This window comes from Cereibacter changlensis JA139, from assembly GCF_003034985.1.
GTDB lineage: Bacteria > Pseudomonadota > Alphaproteobacteria > Rhodobacterales > Rhodobacteraceae > Cereibacter > Cereibacter changlensis.
This window is the reverse complement of sequence record NZ_PZKG01000024.1, coordinates 29,642-49,483: the sequence shown is the minus strand read 5'-3', so window position 1 is coordinate 49,483 and position 19,842 is coordinate 29,642. Positions and strand designations below refer to the sequence as shown.

The window sequence follows — 19,842 nt, the reverse complement described above, 5'->3', positions numbered from 1 at the left end:
CCTGTTTCAGACCTGCCAATGATAACCCGCGTGTCTTGGGCGATCAACGGCAGTTTTGTCCCGCATAGCCGACAGCGCCTGCAAGGTAACACTGCTGCCTTGACGAACCTCCCCCCAATAGAGAAGGGCCGGGGTCAACTTCCTCGACGACGTGGAGAGGTATTTGGTAACCGGCCGATTGCTACCGCGGCGGCTGAGCCTTGATGCGGGCGACGAGTTCTGGATCATGGACGAAGTCGTCGAAGAAGTCGTGCCAAGTTTCAGTTGTCATGCGAGCTGCCCTGAGCATGTCTTGCAGTTCTTCGATGCCGTCGTCAGTCAGGGCGGTGATGGTCTCGTCGGGGCCGGTTTAGACGCTGATGATCGCCCCATAGGTCAGGTTGTCGTCATTGTAGACGATGGCATCGAGAAGCTCGGGGTCTTCGCCCAGCATCCTGGCGACGTAGTCGAGGGTGCAGACATGGGTGACGGTTGCCGTCAGGCGGCCTCGGGCAACGCAGAGGTCAGCTGCGACCAGTTGCAGGGCAGCAGCTCGTCGAGTCGATTGATCTTGTGATCGTGGATGCGGGCCAGGATGTCGGTCAGATAGGCCTGCGGATCGAGGTCGTTCATCTTGGCGGTCTCGATGACGGTCATTGCGCGGGCCAGCGTTTCGGTGCCGGTGTCGGCCCCGGCGAAGAGCCAGTTGCGGTGTCCGATGCCGATCGGGCGCAGGGTGCGCTCGGCGGGATTGTTGTCGATGGCCACCCGGCCGTCTTCGAGGAAGAGGCTGAAGGACGAGAGCGGGCGCAAAGCTGCTTGGGCAGAGCTACAGCGCCCCAAGGTGGGCCGCCGCGCTCGCATCGCCGGCACCGTCGAGCCGTGGGCGCCAAGCTAGTGATCCGCGCAGCGCATCGCACGAGACGGCATCCTGTCCCGAACTTCTGCCTCGATCTGCGACAGGCGCAAAGCGCCGAACTGCTCAAGGATAGAGGTAGTGGCACTTCTGATCGTGTCCTCGACCGCGGCGTTTACGGATTGCTCGACCAGGCAGTGCGGCTTCGGGTTCGAGAAACCAAAAGCGAAGAGGTCGGGCGAGCCGAGCGAGCGGTAGACATCGAGCACCGTGATCTCGTCTGTCCGCCTCGTGATCCGCCAGCCGCCGCCATGACCGCGTTCGGATTCGACATAGCCGCCGTCGCGGAGCCCGGCCATGATCCGCCGAACCACAACCGCATTCGAACCCAGCGTCAGCGCGATCTGTTGCGAGGTCATCGGCGCATCGGTCTGCGCCATGTGCAGCAGCACATGCAAAAGGCGGGAGAGGCGGGTGTCTTGGCGCATCCGGGTTCCTTGGATCGTGTAACTTTAAGTATTACATGACCCGCCCGACCTGTGCCATCAAGATACTCATGAAGTTACATGATTCGGCAGATATGGGTGTCGCGACCTCGCCGCCGGTCGCGCGGCTTTTCGGCCTTGCTGATCGGCATGGCCCTGACCGTCACTGATGTGTCGATGATGGCCATCGCCATGCCGGGGATCGGCAGCGACCTCGGCTTGGGGACCGAGACGCTGGCCCTGATTGCCGGAGCGTATCCATTGCTTGTCGCCATGCTGCTGCTTCCGGCGGGCCGCGCCGGAGATCGGTTCGGGCGGCGGCGGGTGTTTCTGGTCGGTGGGGGGCTGTTCGCCTTGGGCGCGCTTCTCGCGGCGGTTGCGACCGGGCCCTCAGCCCTGGCGGGCGCGCGGATGTTGCAGGGGGTCGGCGGAGCGGCGCTCGCACCCCAGGCGCTGGCGCTGATCCCGCGTCTTTTCACGCCCAAGACCCAATCCGGTGCGTTCGCGCGCCTTGCCATGACTGCATCCTTCGCCTCGGTCTGCGGACCACTGGTGGCGGGGATGCTGCTGGTTGCGGCGCCTGCGTGGATTGGTTGGCGCGCCATCTTCCTGGTTGAAGCGGGGCTTGCGCTGACCGTCATGCTGCTGGCTGCGCGGCAGTTGGATCATGACGATCAAGTCGCCGGCAGCGGCGGCCGCCCCGCCGAGATCGCCAGTTTTTCAGCGATCATCTTCTGTCTCGTTGCGCCGCTCTATGTCGGGCCAGCCTTTTCATGGCCGCCGCTGGTCTTCGTGATGCCCGCCGCAGCACTGCCCTGCGCCGCCCTGTTCGCACGCCTCATGGCGCGGGCCGGACCGGCAGCGTTGATCCCGCCCGGACTGTTTCAGGCGCCCAGCTTCCGTTGGAGCCTCGCCTTCCTTTTTCTGGCCGTCTCGGCCCCTCCGGGCTTCTTCGTTGTCCTGTCGCTGGTCTTGCAAAGTGAGCTGGGACTGAGCCCGATCCAGACCGGATTGGTGACGGCAGGCTTTCCCGCCGGTGTCGTGGCCGGATCCTGGATCTCCGGACGCCTTCCGCTGCAGACAATTGCCCGGGTGGCGCTTGGTGTCGGCCTGCTCTGCGCCAGCTTCGTGCTGATCCGCGCCATCCTTCCGCAGATGACAACACAAAAACTCTGGCCACTGCGCCTCGGCGTGTTGACGGCCGGGCTGTCGATGGGTCTGACGGTGACATCCGTGATGCAGCTTGGCATGTCGGGCCTGCCGAAGCCCCTTGCCGGAGCGGGGGCCGGCGCCATCCAGACAATGCAGCAGGTCTGCATGGCCGCCTCGATTGCGCTGAGCTTCGCGCTCTACGGCCAAGCGCTGGCAACGCGGCCAGGGCTCGAGGCCGCGTCGGTGATGCTCTGGCTGCAGATCACCTCGACTGGCGGAGCGGCGCTGCTGGCTGCCACGCTGCTGCACGGACGGCCTTTACTGCACCGAAAGGACGAAGGATGACAACCGATCACATCCAGAGCCCCGCAGTGTTCTGGGAAGAGTTCTACCTCACCAAGCGGACCAGTTCGAGTGGCCGCGCCACCGCCGCGCTGCAGCGGATCGCAGTCGCCTTGACGCCGGGCCTGTCGCTCGATCTTGGCGCTTCGCACGGCGATGACGTGATCTGGCTGGCCCAGCAGGGTTGGCACGCCCGCGGGTGCGACATCTCCCAGGTTGCCGTTGAGCAGGCCCAGGCGCGCGCGGCTGAGCTTGGCCTTGCGCAGGGGGCGCAATTCGAGCGGTGCGACCTGTCGGTTTCCCTGCCCGAGGGCGGTTTCGACCTCATCACCGCACTCTACCTGCAATCGCCCGTGGCCCTTGCGCGCGCGGCGATCCTCGGGCAGGCGACGCGGCGCCTTCGACCCGGTGGCCATCTTCTGGTCCTGTCCCACGCCGCCCCGCCTCCTTGGTCCCCGCAAGCAACCTCATCGACCATCTTCCCGACCGTGGCCGAGGAACTCGATGCGATAGGTGCGCCGTCCGCTGAGCTGGAGGTGATAGAAGCGCAGGTGGTAACGCGTCCCGGGCGTGGCCCGGACGGGGCAGGGGCGTTGCTGGAGGACAATCTCGTGCTTGTCCAAAGGAACAGGGCGTAGGGGTCATGCGGCGGCTCTCATCGGGCTGCCGCTGCGGCAAACGACAGGCATGGTGGCTAGCTTGCTTGAACTTGCCGGGCTGGATTAGCCGGCGCCGGACTTCACCGGACGTGCCGATCATTCCGTATTGCTGCGCAACAAGTCCGAAGACGACTTGGACTTTCTGGCCTCCGCAGCCGTATCTGGCGAGCAGGCAAGAAGGAAAGCCCCATGAGCAAGATGATCCTAGCCGCGGTCTCAACTGTTCTGACACTAACCCTCGCCGCACACGCCGAAGAGCGGGTGGTCTGCATGATCGCTATGGACCCCGCTCATCGGCACCATTGATTCAAGAGGGATATGCAACGTGCGGATTTCATCGGCATCCACCTTCAAAGTGGCGATCAGTCTGATGGGCTTCGACGCCGGGACATTCACGGCGCCGGATGCGCCGGATTGGCCCTTCAAGGAGGGGTACGCCGACTGGAACCCGCGCTGGAAACGGACGACGACCCCGGAAAGTTGGATGCGGGATTCCGTCGTCTGGTATTCGCAGCGTGCCACCGAGCAGCTCGGGATGAAGCGCTTCGCGGCCTATGTCGATGCGTTCGATTACGGCAACGAGGACGTCTCGGGGGACGAGGGCGAAGGGAACGGCCTTGCAAACGCGTGGCTGAGCTCGTCCCTGCAAATCTCGCCCATCGAACACGTCGGTTTCCTGGCCCGGATGATCGAGGGCAAGTTGCACGTCTCATCTGCGGCTGTCGCACATACCAAGGAGCTGATGCATAATGGAGAACAGGCGGGCGGCTTGCACTTCTATGGCAAGACGGGCGCCGGGATGCCGTTCGGCCCCGACGGCGCGCTTCGAGGCAGATGTTGCAGCCGAAAGGCTGGTAAGGCGGCAAACGACTGCCGATCTAAGATGTTCCATCTCGATGGGTTGCGATGGCCGCTGTTAGGCCTCTGCCCTTTTCCACAGGCATCCAGCTATCTTGTCGGCCCCATGTGCTGCAGCCCCGAGCGGGATGGCCTGAAGGTGCGGTTTTCCGAGTTCCAGATCGGGGCGCCGGTCGGCAAGGTGCTGCATGATCTGACCTGACGCAGCCCGTGGCGCGCTGAAGGAAATTGCCTTGAACGCACGTCCGCAACGTCGCCGCCTGCATTAGCCAAGCCCATCGACTGCCTGCCGGCCCAGCAGGTTTAGGCGCCTATTCGGCAATCGGACACTTAGGGCCGAGGCAGAGCTTTGAAGAGGCTACTTCCTATGTCAAACCGCGTAATCCATCAAAGTAAAACAGAAACAGTGACTTAGGTGATAATAGCCCGCTAAGGGCCGAATGTGCTTGACAGGGGGTGTGCACGCTTATGCGCAATTTTTGCGCACTTATGCCCCATCTACACTACAACATAAGCATAAGTGGCGATCCCGGGACGACTCGAACGCCCAACATCCTGATTAGAAGTCAGGTGCTCTATCCAGTTGAGCTACGGGACCGTGACTCCTCTGATACCGTCTCGGAAAAAACTTCGCAAGCGCCGGGCGTTCCGTCGCAGGAGCGCGCAGCAAAGGGTGCCGCGGCTACAGCGTCAGGGTCATGAAGACGCTGTTGGGGTCCTCGGCGTAGCCCTCGAAGGGCGGGCAGGGGGTGAAGCCAGCGGCGGCGTAGAGCGCGCGGGCGGGGGCGAAGACGTCCTCGACGCCGGTCTCGAGGCTCAGCCGCGCATAGCCCGCGGCGCGGGCCTCGGCCAGCAGGTGGGCGAGCAGCGGGCGGGCGAGGCCGCGGCCTCTGGCTTCGGCCACGATATGCATCGACTTGATTTCGGCGTGGCTGGCGTCGATCCGCTTCAACGCCGCCATGCCGAGCACCGCCCCGGCCTCGCGCAGGGTGAAGAAGGCCACTTCCGGGCCGGCCAGCGCGGCGGGGTCGAGCGCGTGCACGCTCTCGGGCGGCGAGGAGGCGTGCATCAGCGCCAGATGCCGCTCGAGGAGCGGCAGCACCTCGGCGGCCAGCGGCGAGTCGCGGCGGATATGGAGGTCCGCCGGGGGAGTGGGGGCTGCGGGTTCGGTCTGCATCTGGGGGGTCTCGCCTGTCATGCCGCGTCGTCACTGCGGTGATAGGCCCGGCGCGGCGTCGAGACAAGCGGACGCGCGGCGCCCGCCCGGCGCATCAGGGGCAGCCCAAGGCCCTGCGGTCAGAGGTCGTAATACTCGCGGTACCAGGCGACGAACTCGCCGATCCCCTGCGCGATCGGCGTGTCGGGCCGGAAGCCGGTCAGGTTGAACAGGAGGTCCGAGTTCGCCCAGGTCGCCGGCACGTCGCCCTTCTGCATCGGCAGCATGTTGCGCCGGATCGGCATCCCCAGCGCCTTCTCGGTCTCCTCGATGAAGTCGAGGAGCCGCACCGTCTGGCCGTTGCCGATGTTCACCACCCGGAAGGGGGCGACGCGGCTCAGGCTGTCCCAGTCGGGGATGGTCTCGGGGTCTTCGGCCTCCTGCGGCGGGCAGTCGATCAGCAGCCGGATGCCCCGCACCAGATCGCCGACATAGGTGAAGTCGCGGGCCATGTCGCCGTGGTTGTAGACGTCGATCGCCTCGCCGGCCAGGGCGGCGCGGACGAACTTGAACAGCGCCAGGTCCGGCCGGCCATAGGGGCCGTAGACCGTGAAGAAGCGGAACATCGTCGTCGGGATCTTCCACAGATGCGCATAGCTGTGCGCCATGTGCTCGTTGGCCTTCTTGGTCGCGGCGTAGAGCGTCAGCGGCATGTCCGTGCGCTGGCTCTCCTCGAAGGGCATGTCGGTGTTGCCGCCATAGACCGAGGAGGTCGAAGCCATCAGCAGGTGGCCGACCGCGATCTCGCGCGCGGCTTCCATCACGTTGAACGTGCCGACGAGGTTCGACTCGACATAGGAGCGCGGGTTCTCCAGCGAGTAGCGCACCCCGGCCTGGGCGGCGAGATGGACGATGACATCGGGCGCCGCCTCGCGGATGCTGCGCAGCACCAGATCGGCGTCCTCGAGCCGGCCCTCGATGGCCGAGAACTCCGGGTTCTGCAGCAGGATCGCGTGCCGGCGCCGCTTCAGCGCCACGTCGTAATAGTCGGTCATACCGTCGAAGCCGACGACCCGGAACCCGGCGGCCAGCAGCTCGCGCGCCAGGTGGAAGCCGATGAAGCCGGCGGTCCCGGTGATGAAGACGGTGGGCATGCTGTTTCCTCTGCTGCGGTCAGGCGGTCTGTCAGGCGTTTCTCGCGCAAACCGGCGGCCGAGGGAAGCCCGCCCGGCTCATTGCCCGCCTCATTGCCCGCGCTGCGCCAGCCATCCGGCCCATTCGGCGGCGCTGCCGTTGAACACGTTGATGTCGGCCTGGGTGGCGATGCCGGGGACGATGCCGGTGCCGGTGTATTGCCAGAACCGCCAGCTCTGGCTGCCGTAGCGCTCCGACGGGTGGCCGGCGGTGGAGCGCAGCCAGAAGTCATGGCCGCGCAGCCGCCACATCTCGTTGCGCTCGTAGAAATCGACGGTGGTGTAGATGATCGCCGGTTTGCCGTAATGCCGCTCGACGATCCGCATGAACTCCAGCGCCTCGGCACGCACCACCTCGGGGGCGGGGCGCAGGGTGCAGGTGGGGGAGAAGGGGTTCCACTCCATGTCCAGCACCGGCGGCAGGCTGCGGGCGGCCTTCGGCACGTTCTCGATGAACCAGCGGGCCTGCTCGGCGGCGGGGCGGCAGAAGTAGAAGAAGTGATAGGCCCCGCGCGGCACCCCGGCGCGCGCGGCGCCGCGCCAGTTCTCGTGGAACATCGGGTCCACCCGGTCGCCGCCCTCGGTCGCCTTGATGAAGGCGAAGGACACCCCCGCCGCCGTCGCCGTCGGCCAGTCGATCGGCCCCTGGAAGCGCGACACATCCGTGCCGTGCACCGCATAGTCTGAGGGGGCGCGGCCCTGCCAGGCATGCGGGCGGGCGTCGCCGAAGCTCGGCGGCGCGATGGTCACCACCTGGCCGGAGGGCAGTTCGGCGGTCACTTCGGGACGGCCGCAGGAGGTCAGGGCGAAGGCGAGGAGCCCGAGCGACAGCAGGCGGGAAAACGGGGTCATGGGGCTCCGGAACGTCAGGGTCGCGGCCAACCTGCCGCAAATCCGCCGGGCTGTCATGGGCAAACTTGGCGCCCGGCGATCAGCCGCTGCGCGCGACCAGCATCAGGTTGTTGGCCGGCATCTCCACCACCTGCGCTGTCAGCCCGGCCTCCGCCAGATGTCCCGTCACCCAGGCGAGATCCTTGTAGCCGATGGCCGCGTCCTGCGCCCGCAGGCTGGCGTCGAAGGCCGCGTCGCCCTCGCTGGTTGGCCTGCCGTCGCGCAGGAAGGGACCGTAGAGCAGCAGCTTGCCGCCGGGGGCCAGAGCGTGGGCGGCCTCCGCTAGCACGGTCGCCGCGGCGGGCGCTGGGATCAGGTGCAGCAGGTTCACCAGCAGGATCGCGTCCAGCCCTTGCCAATCGGCCGACCAGCCGGGCCGGGCGGCGTCCAGCAGCACCGGCGGCCGCAGGTTCGCGACCCCGGCCTGCGCCCGCCAGGCCTCGATCGAGACGAGGTTCGCCGGCTCGAGGTCGCTCGGCTGCCAGTCGAGCCGGGGCAGGGCGGCGGCGAAGCGCGCCGCGTGCTGCCCGGTGCCGCTGGCCAGCTCCAGAAGCCGACCCGAGAGGCCCTCGGCCTGCAGCAGCGCGAGGATCGGCTCGGCGTTGCGCTCGGCCGAAGGCGCCAGCCGCCGGCCGTCCGGCAGCTGCGGCGCGCCGGAATCGGGCAGGCGCAGGCTCATCCGAAGCGGGTGGGCGACAGCGCCGCCAGCGTCGCCGCATCCAGCTCGGGCGCCGTGCCGCCGAGCAGGTCGGCGGCCAGCCGGCTCGCGGCGGGCGAGGTCTGGAAGCCGTAGCCGCCCTGTCCCGCCAGCCAGAAGAAGCCGGGCTCGCCGGTATCGCGGCCGATGACGAGCACGCGGTCCGGCGCGAAGGTGCGCAGCCCGGCCCAGCTGGCCAGCAGCCGGGTGACCGGCGTCGTCACCATCTCCTCGTAGCGCGCCAGCCCCTCGGCCAGCACCATGTCGTCGGCCCAGGCGTCATGCGGCTCCATCGGATGTTCCTCGGCGGGCGAGACGATCAGCGCCCCCGCGTCGGGCTTGGCGTACCAGGTCTCGCCCGCGCCGAAGAGCATCGGCCAGCGGCTGACGTCATGCCCGCCCGGCGCCCGGATCCGCGCCATCGAGCGCCGGTTGGGCTGCAGCCCCAGCGGCCGCACCCCGGCCATCCCCGCCACCACATCGGCCCAGGCCCCGGCGGCGTTCACCAGCAGGGCGCCGCGATGCACGCCCTTCGCGGTGCTGACCTGCCAGCCCGCCGCCTCGCGCCGGATGCCGGTCACCTTCTCGCCGGTCAGGATCACCGCGCCGCGGCTGCGCGCTTCGCGGGCGAAGCCCTGCAGCAGGAGGTCGGTGTCGATGTCCCAGGCGTGGTCGCCATGCGCGGCGAAGGCCACCTGGTCGTTCAGCACTGGCACCATGGCCCGCGCCGCCTCGGTCGAGATCCGCTCCAGATGCATGGTCTCGGCATCCTCGGCCAGCTGCCCGGCCTCCTCGGCGCGACCGACGATCATCAGCCCGCGCGGCGACAGCACACCCTCGGCGGCTCGGAAGAACGCGCCCGAGGCCAGCGACAGCTCCACCACCGGCGGCAGGCCGTAGCGCGGCTCGTAGAGCGCGGCCGACCGGCCCGAGGCGTGATGCGCCAGCGCATCCTCCGCTTCCAGCAGCAGCACCGACCCCAGGGCGGACAACCGCGCCGCCGCGGACACACCGGCGATCCCGCCGCCGACAATCACGAAATCATGTTCCATGCCGCAAGCTGGCCTGCCCTTGGGGCAAGTGCAAGGGGATCCCGGCGCCGGCGGCGGCAAAAAGGCCTGCGGTCGAGCGGCCGGGGGGAGGAAGGCGATGCTCGCGCCGCAGGCAAGGGCCCGCCGCCCCGGGAGGAGGAGGCGCGGGTCGAGGATCAGGAACCGGCGGCGGCCTGATCGGTCACGACGAGGTCGCAGGCGACGCAGGCCGGGCGGCCCCTGTCGCTGAACCAGCGGCATCTCTGCCGGATGGTGCAGGGCGGCAGGGTCTCCGCCAGGCGTGGCGGGTCGGGCAGCCGGTCGATGTGGTCGAGCACCCGCTGGATGATGCCGCAGGCGGTCCCGGTCCATTGGGCGCAGCCTTCGGACCGGCAGGGCGAGGCGAAGCGCATCTGCGCCTCGGGCGGCCCCCCGGCGGGAGGCGGACGCGAGAAATTTCGCGTCCGCCTCCATCCTGGTGCGGAGGGGCACGATCCGCCCCTCCGCTCCCGTCATGCCCAGCAGCACCGCGCCAGGGGAAGCCGGTGCGCTCGGACAGGTCAGGGCCGTCATCTGCTCCGTCCGGCCCGGATCGAGGGCGAAATGGCCCCCGGCGCCTTCTCGACCGCCGCGAGGCGCTCGACATCAAGGCGCGCGATCAGGCCGACCCAGTCATGCGGAAATTCGACTGCGATCGGACGCTCCATCTTCAGTTCGGCCGAGGGCCACCTTCTGGATGTCGCGATTCAGGGCAGATTGAACCTCGGTGCTCATCTCCATATCTCCGAGGTCCACGACAAAGCGGGGCATTGGGATACTCCTGACTACTCGTAAATGGGAACTTGAACCGCTTCCGTAAGGGAAAGCTAGCACGACTCATTGGCCTGTCGGAACAGGGGCTTGCGCCGCCTCCGTCGTTTTGACGCCCAGTTCACGCACGGCGTCAAAATGCAGAAGGCCCGGTGCGGGACCGGGCCTTCCGTCGCCTGTTTCCGGCCGCGCCGGGGCGGGCGTTACTTCGGGATGTCGCCGGTGATGCCTTCGACGTAGAAGTTCATCCCCGCCAGCGTCGCATCATCCGCGGTCTCGCCCTCGGCCAGCCAGGCCGAACCGTCCTGCTTGTTCAGCGGGCCGGTGAAGGGGTGGTAGCTGCCATCGGCGATCGAGGCGGCCAGCGCCTCGGCCTCGGCCTTCACCTCCGCGGGCACCGCGTCAGTGATCTCGCCGATCTTCACTTCGCCGCCGCCGATGCCTTCCCAAGCGTCGGTGCTCTCCCAGGTGCCATCCAGCAGCATGCCCACACGCTCGATGTAATAGGGCGCCCAGTTGTCGATGATCGACGACACGCGCGGCGAGGGCGCATAGCTGATCATGTCCGAGGCCTGGCCGAAGCCGATCACGCCCGGGGTCTTGGCGGCTTCGGCCAGCGGCGCGGTGGAATCGGTATGGGCGAGGATCACGTCGACGCCCTGCTCGATCAGCGCCTTGGCGGCGTCGGCCTCTTTCGCTGGGTCGAACCAGGTATAGGCCCAGACCACCGACATGGTGACATCCGGGTTCACCTTCTTGGCGTGGATGTAGGAGGCGTTGATGCCCTGGATCACTTCCGGGATCGGGAAGGAGCCGATGTAGCCGATCTTGTTCGACTTGGTCATGCGCCCGCCGATGGTGCCCATGACGGCGCGGCCCTCGTAGAAGCGCGCGTTGTAGGTGGCGACGTTCGGATGCTCGCGCTTGAAGCCGGTGGCATGCTCGAACTTCACGTTCGGGAACTTGGCGGCGACGGCATTGGTCGCATCCATGTAGCCGAAGGAGGTGGTGAAGATGATGTCGGCCCCGCCCAGCGCCATCTGGGTCAGCACGCGCTCGGCGTCGGCGCCTTCCGGCACGCTTTCCTGATAGACGGTCTCGATCCGGTCGCCGTATTCCGCTTCCAACGCCAGACGGCCCTCGTTGTGCTGGAAGGTCCAGCCGCCGTCGCCGATCGGGCCGACGTAGATGAAGCCGACCTTCAGCTTGTCCTGCGCGAAGGCCGCGCCGGTCATCGACAGGCCGAGGCCGATCGCCGCGCTGGCGAGAAGGGTTCTGCGATTCATGTTAGGCTCCCTGTTGCGCCGGGCGGTCCCGGCTTGATGCTTGCCTCAACGCGAGGCGTGGAAATTCTTGCCAAGGGCTGCGGGCGCTGCGGCAGCGGCGCGGCTCTTGTCGGCGGACATGATGACCAGCACGAGGATCGTTATCAGATAGGGGGACATCGACAAGTATTCGACCGGAATCCGCGCCCCCGCTGCCTGCAGGTTAAGCTGCAACACGGCGATACCGCCGAAAAGATAGGCGCCCAGCAGAACGCGCCAGGGTTTCCAGCTGGCGAAGACCACGATGGCCAGCGCGATCCAGCCTGCCCCGGCGGTGATCCCGTCGGTCCATTGCGGCACGCGGATCAGGCTCAGATAGGCGCCGCCCAGCCCCGCCATCGCCCCGCCGAACAGGATCGCCAGAAAGCGGATGCGGATCACATGATAACCCAGCGCATGCGCCGCGTCGTGGTTCTCGCCCACCGCGCGCAGCACGAGCCCGGTGCGGGTATAACGCAGCACCGCCCAGACCACCGCCACCGCCGCGACCGAGACATAGACCATCACGTCATGCCGGAACAGGATGGTGCCCAGCACCGGGATGTCGCTCAAGGGCCCCAGATCCAGCCGCGCCGTCGGCGGCGGCTTGATGCCCACATAGCCCTGTCCGATCAGGCTCGACAGCCCCAGCCCGAACAGCGTCAGCGCCAGCCCCGTCGCCACCTGATTGGCCATCAGGAACTGCGTCAGCAGCGCGAAGATCACGCTCAGCGCCGCCCCTCCCAGCGCGCCGCCGACAAAGCCCATCAGCGGGCTGCCGGTCGCCACCGCCGCGGCGAAGCCGCAGATCGCGCCCATGATCATCATTCCCTCGACCCCGAGGTTCAGCACGCCTGCCTTCTCCACCACCAGCTCGCCGATGGCGGCAAGGATGATCGGCACGGCGGCGACCATGAGCGAGGCGATCAGGACGGCGGGGTTGATCCCTCCAAGCATCATGCGGTCTCCCGGTTGGACAGGCGGAGGCGGTAGTTGGACAGAAGGTCCACGGCGAGCAGGAAGAACAAGAGCATCCCCTGAAACGCCTGGATCGAGGCCGAGGGCAGCCCGAGATTGGTCGAGGCATTCTCGCCGCCGATATAGGTCAGCGCCATCAAGAGCCCCGCCAGCAGGATGCCCACCGGGTTCAGCCGCCCGAGGAAGGCCACGATGATCGCGGTGAAACCGTAGCCCGAGGCGAAATCGATGCTGATCTGCCCCGCGGGCCCGCTCACCTCGAACAGCCCGGCAAGCCCCGCCAGCGCCCCGGAGATCCCCATGCAGAGCAGCACCAGCCGGTTCGGCGACACCCCGGCAAAGCGCGCGGCGCGCGGCGCCTGACCCGCCAGCCGGATATGGAAGCCGAGGATATGCCGCTGCAGCAGCACATAGGCCGCGATCACCGCGATGAAGGCGGCGACGACGCCCCAATGCATCCCGCTCCCGGCGATCAGCTCGCCATTCGCCGCCGAAGGATATTGCGACAGGTTGCGCGACCCGGGAAAACCGCCGCCCTCGGGGTTGCGCAGCGCCCCCAGCGCCATCGACGACAGGATCGACTGCGCGACGTAGACTAGGAGCAGCGAGACGAGGATCTCGTTGGTGCGGAACCTCGTGCGCAGCACCGCCGGGATCATCGCCCAGAGCCAGCCGCCGAAGGCCCCGGCGATCACCATCAGCGGAAAGATGAACCAGGCCTCCATCGGGTAAAAGGCCAGACCCACGGCGGCGCCGAAGATCGCCCCCATGATGTATTGCCCCTCGGCCCCGATGTTCCAGATCCCGGCGCGGAAGCCCAAGGACAGCCCCACCGCGATCAGGATCAGCGGCCCGGCCTTCACCAGAAGCTGCCCGCGGAAATACCAGGCGAACTCGCCGAACAGCGGGTCCCAGAAGATCGTGCGGATCGCCTCCAAGGGGTTCTTCCCGAGAATGGCGAACATCACCCCGCCCGCGATCATGGTCAGCACCACCGCCAGAACCGGGGTCGCCGCCGTCCAGAACCGCGAGGGGTTCGGGCGTTTCTCAAGCATGACCATGCGCCACCTCCATGCCATGCGCGCCGCCCATCATCAGGCCGATCTCGTCGATGGTCAGCCCCTGCACCGGACGCGGTGCGCTCAGCCGCCCCTCGTTCAGCGCGGCGAAGCGGTCGGCGATTTCCAGAAGCTCGTCAAGATCCTGACTGATCACCACCACCGCCGCCCCCTCCGCCGCCCGGTCGAGGATCGCCTGCCGGATCGCCGCGGCCGCCGAGGCATCGACGCCCCATGTCGGCTGGTTGATGACGATCACCGACGGCGCCTGTGACAGCTCCCGGCCCACGACGAATTTCTGCAGGTTGCCGCCCGAAAGCGCCCGCGCCGCGACCCATGTGCCCGGCGTGCGCACGTCGAACTCCTTGACGATCTCCTCGGCAAAGGCCCGCGTCTTGCCCCAGTCGATGAAGCCGTGCCGCGTCAGCCCCTTGCGGGTATCGCCCGACAGGAGCGCGTTTTCCACCAAGGACATGTCGGGCGCCGCCGCATGGCCCAGCCGCTCCTCGGGGGCCGAGACGAGCCCCGCGCGCCGCCGCTCGTTCGGCCCGGCCGTTCCCATGCCGACGCCGGCGATCTGCACCGCATCCACGCCCGAGCGCAACTCGCCCGACAGCGCCAGCAGCAGCTCGTCCTGCCCGTTGCCCGCCACCCCGGCGATGCCCAGGACCTCGCCGCGCTGCACCTTGAAGCTCACGTTCTTCAGCGAGGTGCCGAAGGGGATGGGCGAGTCCACCGTCAGCCCCGCCACCTCCAGCGCCACCGCCCCCTTGGCCGTGCCGCTGCGGGCGGGCGGGGTCAGCACCGTGCCCACCATCAGCTCCGCCATCTCCCGCGCCGAGCGGTCGCGCGGCGTGCAGGTGGCGACCACCTTGCCGCGCCTGAGGATCGTCGCCTCGTCGCAGAGCGCCCGGATCTCCTCCAGCTTGTGCGAGATATAGAGGATCGCCGTCCCCTCCGCCGAGAGCTGCCGCAGCGTCTGGAACAGGATTTCCACCTCCTGCGGCGTCAGCACCGAGGTCGGCTCGTCCATGATCAACAGCTTCGGGTCCTGCAGCAGACAACGGATGATCTCCACCCGCTGCCGCTCGCCGGCGCTCAGGTCGCCCACCATGCGCGAGGGGTCCAGCGGCAGCCCGTAATCCTGCGACACCTGCCGGATCTTGCCCGCCAGCTCGCGCAGCTTCGGCGGGTTCTCCATCCCCAGCGCCACGTTCTCGGCGACGTTCAGCGCCTCGAACAGCGAGAAATGCTGGAACACCATCGCCACGCCCGAGGCCCGCGCCGCCCGCGGCTCGGCCGGCGCATACTCCGCGCCGCGCAGCAGCATCCGCCCGTGATCCGGTCGCACCAGCCCGTAGATCATCTTGACCAGCGTCGATTTCCCCGCGCCGTTCTCGCCCAGCAGGGCATGCACCTCGCCCGGCTTGATGGCAAAGGACACGTCGCTGTTGGCCACCACGCCCGGATAGGCCTTGGTCAGCCCCTCGACGCGCAGAAGGTCCCCCGTTGTCATACCGCGATCTCCGTCTCGGTTGGTCGTCTCTGTCCCAGCAACGCTACCGCCACGCCAAGCGCAATCGCCTGCGGATGCTTGCCGAGCGATTTGTCACCGATAGGGCACAGGATGCGCGAAATCTGCGCATCGCCATGACCGAGCGCGCGCAGCCGCGACCGGAAGCGCGCGGCCTTGGTCTCGGACCCGATCAGACCCAGCGCGGCAAAGCCATGCCCCAGCAGCCGATGACACAGCTCCAGATCCAGCGCATGCGAATAGGTCAGCACCAGATGCTCCGCCCCGCGCGGCGCATGGCCCGCCAGAGCCTCCGGCGCCGCGGCCCAAAGCACCGTCACCCCCTCCGGCACGGCATCGGGAAACCGCTCCGCCCCGGCATCGACCCATGTCAGCGCCAGCCCCGGCAAGGGCGCCAGCACTGCCACCAGCGCCCGCCCGACATGGCCCGCGCCCCAGATCCAGATCTGCCGGTCCACCCGCGCCACAGGCTCGACCATCCAGCCCTGCACCAGCTGCGGCTCCGGCAGCAGCCCTTCGCCACGCGCCCGCGCCAGGAGCCGCTTCACCGCCAGCGGCATCTCTCCCGGCCCGCGTGCGATCACCGGCCCGTCCAGCGCCGCCACCGCTCCGGCATCATAGACCTCGGTCAGCAGGCTCACCGCCCCGCCGCAGCACTGGCCGATCGACGGGCCGAGCGCCACCCGCTCCAGCCGCCGCCCGCCCGCGTCGAGCATCGCCCGCGCCCGCGCCATGGCCTCCCATTCCAGCGCCCCGCCGCCGATGGTGCCCGAGGCGCCGCCCTGCCAGACCAGCATTGCCGCCCCGGCCTCGCGCGGGCTCGATCCGTCGCCGGCGGCCACGACCACGCGGGCCACGCGGCCCCGGGCCTCGACCGCGGCCCGCAGCCCCGCCAGATCGAAGCCCCGCTCAGCCACGCTGCCGCCCCACGGCGGCCAGCACCCGCTCCGCCGTCGCCGGCCCGTCGAGACCCGGATAGACCGAACCATCGCCACAGGCCGCCACCGCATCGCTCAGCGCCATCAGCACCGAGATCCCCAGCATGAACGGCGGTTCGCCCACCGCCTTCGACCGCCCCACCGTGTCCTCCGGGTTGTCGCGGCCCCAGAGCGCCACGTTGAACACCGGCGGCCGGTCGGAACAGGCCGGGATCTTGTAGGTCGAGGGCGCATGGGTCCTGAGCCGCCCCTTGCCGTCCCAGACCAGCTCCTCCGTGGTCAGCCAGCCCGCGCCCTGCACGAAGCCGCCCTCGATCTGGCCGATGTCGAGCGCCGGGTTCAGGCTGCGCCCGGTGTCATGCAGCACATCCACCCGAAGCAGGCGGTTCTCGCCGGTCAGCGTGTCGATCACCACCTCCGACACCGCCGCGCCATAGGCGAAATAGAAGAACGGCCGCCCCTCGCCTTTCTTGCGGTCCCAGACGATCTTCGGCGTCCGGTAATAGCCTGTCGAGGACAGCGAGATCCGCGCCTGATAGGCTAGCCCCACCACCTCGGCAAAGCTGTACTCGGCCCCCGCCACCGTCACCCGGCCACCGGCAAAGCGCACCTCGGCGGCCTGCGCCTGATGCCGCTCGGCCAGCATGGCCGCCAGCCGGTCGCGCAGCGTCTCGCAGGCGATCCGCGCCGCCATGCCGTTCAGGTCCGACCCGGAAGAGGCTGCCGTGGCCGAGGTGTTGGGCACCTTGCCGGTATCGGTCGCGGTGATCTTCACCGCCTCCGCCTCCGCCTCCAGCCCGAACACCCCCGCCGCCACCTGCGCCACCTTCTGGAACAGCCCCTGTCCCATCTCGGTGCCGCCATGGTTCAGATGCACCGACCCATCCTGATAGAGATGCACCAGCGCCCCGGCCTGATTGAGCCATGTCAGCGTGAAGGAGATGCCGAACTTCACCGGCGTCAACGCGATGCCGCGCTTCAGGATCGGGTTCCCCGCATTCCACGCCGCGATCTCCGCCCGCCGCCGCGCATAGTCCGCGCTTTCGGCCAGCGCCCCCACCAGCTCATGGCCGATGAAATCCTCGACCGGCATGTGATAGGGCGTGGTCTGCACCCCCTCGGGCGCCGGCGGCGCCTCACCATGCTGGAAGGTCTCCGCCCCCCGCGAGGTCAGATCCACCTCCTCCGCATCCAGAACCCGAAGCGCCTCGGCGTCCTCTCCCCCCATTTTCTGTCGAAAAATATCCTCGGGGGTGATGAGCGTCCGGAAATCCTCCGGTGGAGGATTTCCAGCGAAGAACGCCCGGCCCGTGGCCGGGCTGGGGGGCAGACAGCCCCCCGGCCTGTCCACCCGCGCCGCGTAAAAATTGACGCGCCGCACCTCCAGCGGATCGCGCCCCAGCTGGTGTGCCACGTGATCCATCACCCGCTCGACCCCCACCATCCCTTGCGGCCCGCCGAAGCCGCGGAAGGCGGTGGCGCTCTGGGTGTTGGTGCGCAGCCGGTGGCTCTCGATCCGCACGGCGGGCAGGTGATAGGCGTTGTCGGCATGCAGCATCGCCCGGTCGGCCACCGGCAGCGACAGGTCCTGTGACCAGCCGCAGCGCATCAGGTGGCGGAACTCCACCCCGGCGAGCCTGCCCTCGGCGTCGAAGCCTGCGCGGTAGTCGATGCGCAGGTCGTGGCGCTTGCCGGTGATCGTCATGTCGTCGTCGCGGTCGTAGCGCATCTTGCAGGGCCGCCCGGTCGCCCGCGCCGCCAGCGCGCAGGCGATGGCCAGCGCGTTGCCCTGGCTCTCCTTGCCGCCGAAGCCGCCGCCCATCCGCCGCACCTCGACCCGCACCGCGCTCATCGGCAGGTGCAGCGCATGGGCAACCTTGTGCTGGATCTCGGTCGGGTGCTGGGTGGAGCTCTGCACCACCATGTCGCCGCCCTCCTGCGGCAGGGCGAGCGCCACCTGACCCTCGAGATAGAAATGCTCCTGCCCGCCCAGCTCGATCGAACCCTCGATCTGCTGCGCCGCCCCGGCGATGGCCGCCGCCGCATCGCCCTTCTGCCAGACCACCGGCCCGTCCTCGAAGCGGCTCTCCGCCGCCAGCGCCTCGTCCACGGTCAGGATGGCAGGCCGCTCGCGCAGCTCCATCCGCCCGAGCCGCGCCGCCTTGCGCGCCGCGAGATGGCTTTCGGCCACCACGAGGAACATGGGCTGGCCGAGGTAATGCACCACGCCCTGCGCCAGCAGCGGCTCGTCATGCACCGAGGGCGAGCAGTCGGGCATCGGATCGAAGGCGTCCGGCCCGAAAACCGCGACGACGCCCGGCGCTTCCCGCACCGCCGCAAGATCCAGCGACAGGATCTCGGCATGGGCCGCGGGGCTCAGCCCGAAGGCCAGATGCAACGTGCCGCGCGGGGTCGGCAGATCGTCGATGTAGCGTGCTTCGCCGGTGACATGCAGCGGGGCCGCGTCATGCGGCAACGGCTTGCCCGCGCTCATGGCTGCACCTCCAGCACCGAGACAGGTCGCCCGGCAAGATCGTGGAGATAGCGCGTGAGCATGTTCTGCGCCGCCTGCAGCCGGTAGCCCGCCGAGGCGCGCATGTCGCTGAGCGGGGTGAAATCGGCGGCAAAGGCGGGCAGGGCGGCGGCCACCGCGGCCTCGCCCCAGGGCTGGCCCAGCAGCGCCGCTTCCACCGCCGCGGCGCGTTTCGGGATGCCCGCCATGCCGCCGAAGGCGATGCGGGCGGCGGTCACGCGGCCCTCCGCGACGGTCACGTTGAAGCAGCCGCAGACCGCCGAGATGTCCTGATCGAAGCGTTTCGACAGCTTGTAGCAGCGCAGGGCCGGGGCCTCGGCGGGGATCGTCACCGCCTCGACGAACTCGCCCGGGCGGCGGTCCTGCTTGCGGTAGTCGAGGAAGAAGGCCTCGAGCGGCAGGTCGCGCGTCGCCTCGCCCTGCCGCAGATGCAGCACCGCGCCCAGCGCGATCAGCGCGGGCGGCGTGTCACCGATCGGCGAGCCATTGGCGATATTGCCACCGACGGTCGCCGCGTTGCGGATCTGCTCGCTGGCAAAGCGGCGCAGCAATTCGCCGAGGCTGGGGTGCAGGTCGCGCACCGCGTCGCGCAGCGCCGCCATCGTCACCCCGGCGCCGATCCGCAGCTTGTCGCCCTGCCGCTCGATCCGCGCCAGCTCGGCGATGCCGTTGAGGAAGATCGGCAGCGGCAGCTCCCGCAGCTCCTTCGTCACCCAGAGGCCCACATCGGTCGCCCCGGCGATCAGCGTGGCCTCGGGATGGGCGGCGTAGAGGTCCGCCAGCTCGGCGATGCCGCGCGGGCGGAGAGCGTCGGGGAGGGGGCTGTCTGCCCCCTCCTCGGGGTGCGTTTGGGCCAAGGTGAGAGGGGCAGAGAACCAGTCGGGGACCGGCGCGCCTTCCGCGGCTTTGGCTGCGCGGATGATCGGGGCGTAGCCGGTGCAGCGGCAGAGATTGCCGGCCAGCACGTCGTCATGGTCGGTGCGGCCCTGTGCATGGGCCACGGCCATCGAGACGACGAAGCCCGGGGTGCAGAAGCCGCATTGGCTGCCGTGTTCGGCCACCATCGCCTGCTGCACCGGATGCGGCTGGCCTTCGGGACCGGCGATGCCCTCGACCGTGCGGATCGCCTTGCCCTGCAGCTGCGGCAGGAACAGGATGCAGGCGTTCAGCGCGCGCGGGCCGGTCTCGTCGGTCACCATCACGGTGCAGGCGCCGCAATCGCCCTCGTTGCAGCCCTCCTTGGTGCCGGTCAGCCCGCGCTCCTCGCGCAGCCAGTCGAGAAGGGTGCGCGTGGGAGATGCTCCCGAAACACGCACCGGCGTTCCGTTCAGGTGAAACGCGATGTCCGTCATAGGGTAACCTGCCGCCTTCTCTGCATCCCGTGGCCC

General features: G+C 68.6%; 18 protein-coding genes, 1 tRNA gene and 1 pseudogene. 3 read left to right on the top strand and 17 right to left on the bottom strand.

The features are described from left to right. Window positions 1-477: 477 nt before the first annotated feature. Together C5F48_RS07760 and C5F48_RS07755 are read right to left on the bottom strand one after the other, a co-directional pair. Window positions 478-777, bottom strand: a pseudogene (locus C5F48_RS07760) (transposase domain-containing protein); the annotation flags it as partial. Window positions 778-873: 96 nt separating this feature from the next. Continuing rightward, window positions 874-1,323 (bottom strand): RrF2 family transcriptional regulator, encoded by a 450-nt coding sequence (locus tag C5F48_RS07755; protein ID WP_107663332.1) that lies wholly within the window; start codon window positions 1,321-1,323, stop codon window positions 874-876. A gap of 78 nt (window positions 1,324-1,401) precedes the next feature. On the opposite strand from C5F48_RS07755, the gene C5F48_RS07750 reads away from it, so the two are divergent. The 3 genes from C5F48_RS07750 to C5F48_RS07740 all read left to right on the top strand — a co-directional run bounded on the left by C5F48_RS07750 (window position 1,402) and on the right by C5F48_RS07740 (window position 4,533). Next, a complete protein-coding gene (locus tag C5F48_RS07750) occupies window positions 1,402-2,817 on the top strand; it encodes an MFS transporter (protein ID WP_107663331.1) in 1,416 nt (471 codons plus the stop codon). Beyond that, window positions 2,814-3,452, top strand: coding sequence for a class I SAM-dependent methyltransferase (locus tag C5F48_RS07745; RefSeq protein ID WP_107663330.1), 639 nt, complete (start codon window positions 2,814-2,816; stop codon window positions 3,450-3,452). The genes C5F48_RS07750 and C5F48_RS07745 overlap by 4 nt, the downstream gene beginning before the upstream one ends. Window positions 3,453-3,798: 346 nt before the next feature. Continuing rightward, window positions 3,799-4,533, top strand: a complete 735-nt coding sequence (locus tag C5F48_RS07740; RefSeq protein WP_107663329.1) for a penicillin-binding transpeptidase domain-containing protein — start codon at window positions 3,799-3,801, stop codon at window positions 4,531-4,533. Window positions 4,534-4,852: 319 nt separating this feature from the next. On the opposite strand, the gene C5F48_RS07735 is transcribed toward C5F48_RS07740, so the two are convergent. The 15 genes from C5F48_RS07735 to xdhA all read right to left on the bottom strand — a co-directional run bounded on the left by C5F48_RS07735 (window position 4,853) and on the right by xdhA (window position 19,806). Next, window positions 4,853-4,929: transfer RNA gene (locus tag C5F48_RS07735), tRNA-Arg, on the bottom strand. Between the two features lie 84 nt (window positions 4,930-5,013). Then, entirely contained in the window at window positions 5,014-5,529 is a 516-nt protein-coding gene (locus C5F48_RS07730) for a GNAT family N-acetyltransferase (RefSeq protein ID WP_245941377.1), read from the bottom strand. Between the two features lie 98 nt (window positions 5,530-5,627). Then, a complete protein-coding gene (locus C5F48_RS07725; RefSeq protein ID WP_107663328.1) occupies window positions 5,628-6,641 on the bottom strand; it encodes an NAD-dependent epimerase/dehydratase family protein in 1,014 nt (337 codons plus the stop codon). A 90-nt stretch (window positions 6,642-6,731) separates the two neighbouring features. Beyond that, window positions 6,732-7,532 carry a glycoside hydrolase family 25 protein gene (locus C5F48_RS07720; RefSeq protein ID WP_107663327.1) on the bottom strand — a complete coding sequence of 267 codons (801 nt, stop codon included), beginning with the start codon at window positions 7,530-7,532 and terminating at the stop codon, window positions 6,732-6,734. A gap of 79 nt (window positions 7,533-7,611) precedes the next feature. After that, on the bottom strand, window positions 7,612-8,250 hold the full coding sequence (locus tag C5F48_RS07715; RefSeq protein ID WP_107663326.1) for a DUF938 domain-containing protein: 639 nt from the start codon (window positions 8,248-8,250) through the stop codon (window positions 7,612-7,614). Next, the gene (locus C5F48_RS07710; RefSeq protein ID WP_107663325.1) at window positions 8,247-9,320 is read right to left on the bottom strand and encodes an NAD(P)/FAD-dependent oxidoreductase; all 1,074 of its coding nucleotides are present in this window, start codon (window positions 9,318-9,320) and stop codon (window positions 8,247-8,249) included. The genes C5F48_RS07715 and C5F48_RS07710 overlap by 4 nt, the downstream gene beginning before the upstream one ends. 155 nt (window positions 9,321-9,475) lie before the next feature. Continuing rightward, complete coding sequence (locus C5F48_RS07705) at window positions 9,476-9,712, bottom strand: hypothetical protein (RefSeq protein WP_107663324.1); 237 nt, start codon at window positions 9,710-9,712, stop codon at window positions 9,476-9,478. Between the two features lie 156 nt (window positions 9,713-9,868). Further along, on the bottom strand, window positions 9,869-10,006 hold the full coding sequence (locus tag C5F48_RS25110) for a hypothetical protein (protein ID WP_170139598.1): 138 nt from the start codon (window positions 10,004-10,006) through the stop codon (window positions 9,869-9,871). Window positions 10,007-10,312: 306 nt separating this feature from the next. Continuing rightward, entirely contained in the window at window positions 10,313-11,395 is a 1,083-nt protein-coding gene (locus C5F48_RS07700; protein WP_107663323.1) for a BMP family ABC transporter substrate-binding protein, read from the bottom strand. A gap of 45 nt (window positions 11,396-11,440) precedes the next feature. After that, complete coding sequence (locus tag C5F48_RS07695; RefSeq protein ID WP_107663322.1) at window positions 11,441-12,373, bottom strand: ABC transporter permease; 933 nt, start codon at window positions 12,371-12,373, stop codon at window positions 11,441-11,443. Further along, window positions 12,370-13,452: an ABC transporter permease gene (locus C5F48_RS07690; protein WP_107663321.1), complete on the bottom strand. Its 1,083-nt coding sequence runs from the start codon at window positions 13,450-13,452 to the stop codon at window positions 12,370-12,372. Before C5F48_RS07690 ends, C5F48_RS07695 begins: the two co-directional genes overlap by 4 nt. Further along, on the bottom strand, window positions 13,439-14,965 hold the full coding sequence (locus C5F48_RS07685) for an ABC transporter ATP-binding protein (RefSeq protein ID WP_107663320.1): 1,527 nt from the start codon (window positions 14,963-14,965) through the stop codon (window positions 13,439-13,441). Before C5F48_RS07685 ends, C5F48_RS07690 begins: the two co-directional genes overlap by 14 nt. After that, entirely contained in the window at window positions 14,962-15,900 is a 939-nt protein-coding gene (gene xdhC, locus C5F48_RS07680) for a xanthine dehydrogenase accessory protein XdhC (protein ID WP_181247678.1), read from the bottom strand. The genes C5F48_RS07685 and xdhC overlap by 4 nt, the downstream gene beginning before the upstream one ends. Continuing rightward, window positions 15,893-18,415 (bottom strand): xanthine dehydrogenase molybdopterin binding subunit, encoded by a 2,523-nt coding sequence (locus C5F48_RS07675; protein ID WP_107663318.1) that lies wholly within the window; start codon window positions 18,413-18,415, stop codon window positions 15,893-15,895. The genes xdhC and C5F48_RS07675 overlap by 8 nt, the downstream gene beginning before the upstream one ends. Next, window positions 18,412-19,806, bottom strand: coding sequence for a xanthine dehydrogenase small subunit (gene xdhA / locus C5F48_RS07670; RefSeq protein ID WP_107663317.1), 1,395 nt, complete (start codon window positions 19,804-19,806; stop codon window positions 18,412-18,414). The genes C5F48_RS07675 and xdhA overlap by 4 nt, the downstream gene beginning before the upstream one ends. Window positions 19,807-19,842: the final 36 nt, after the last annotated feature.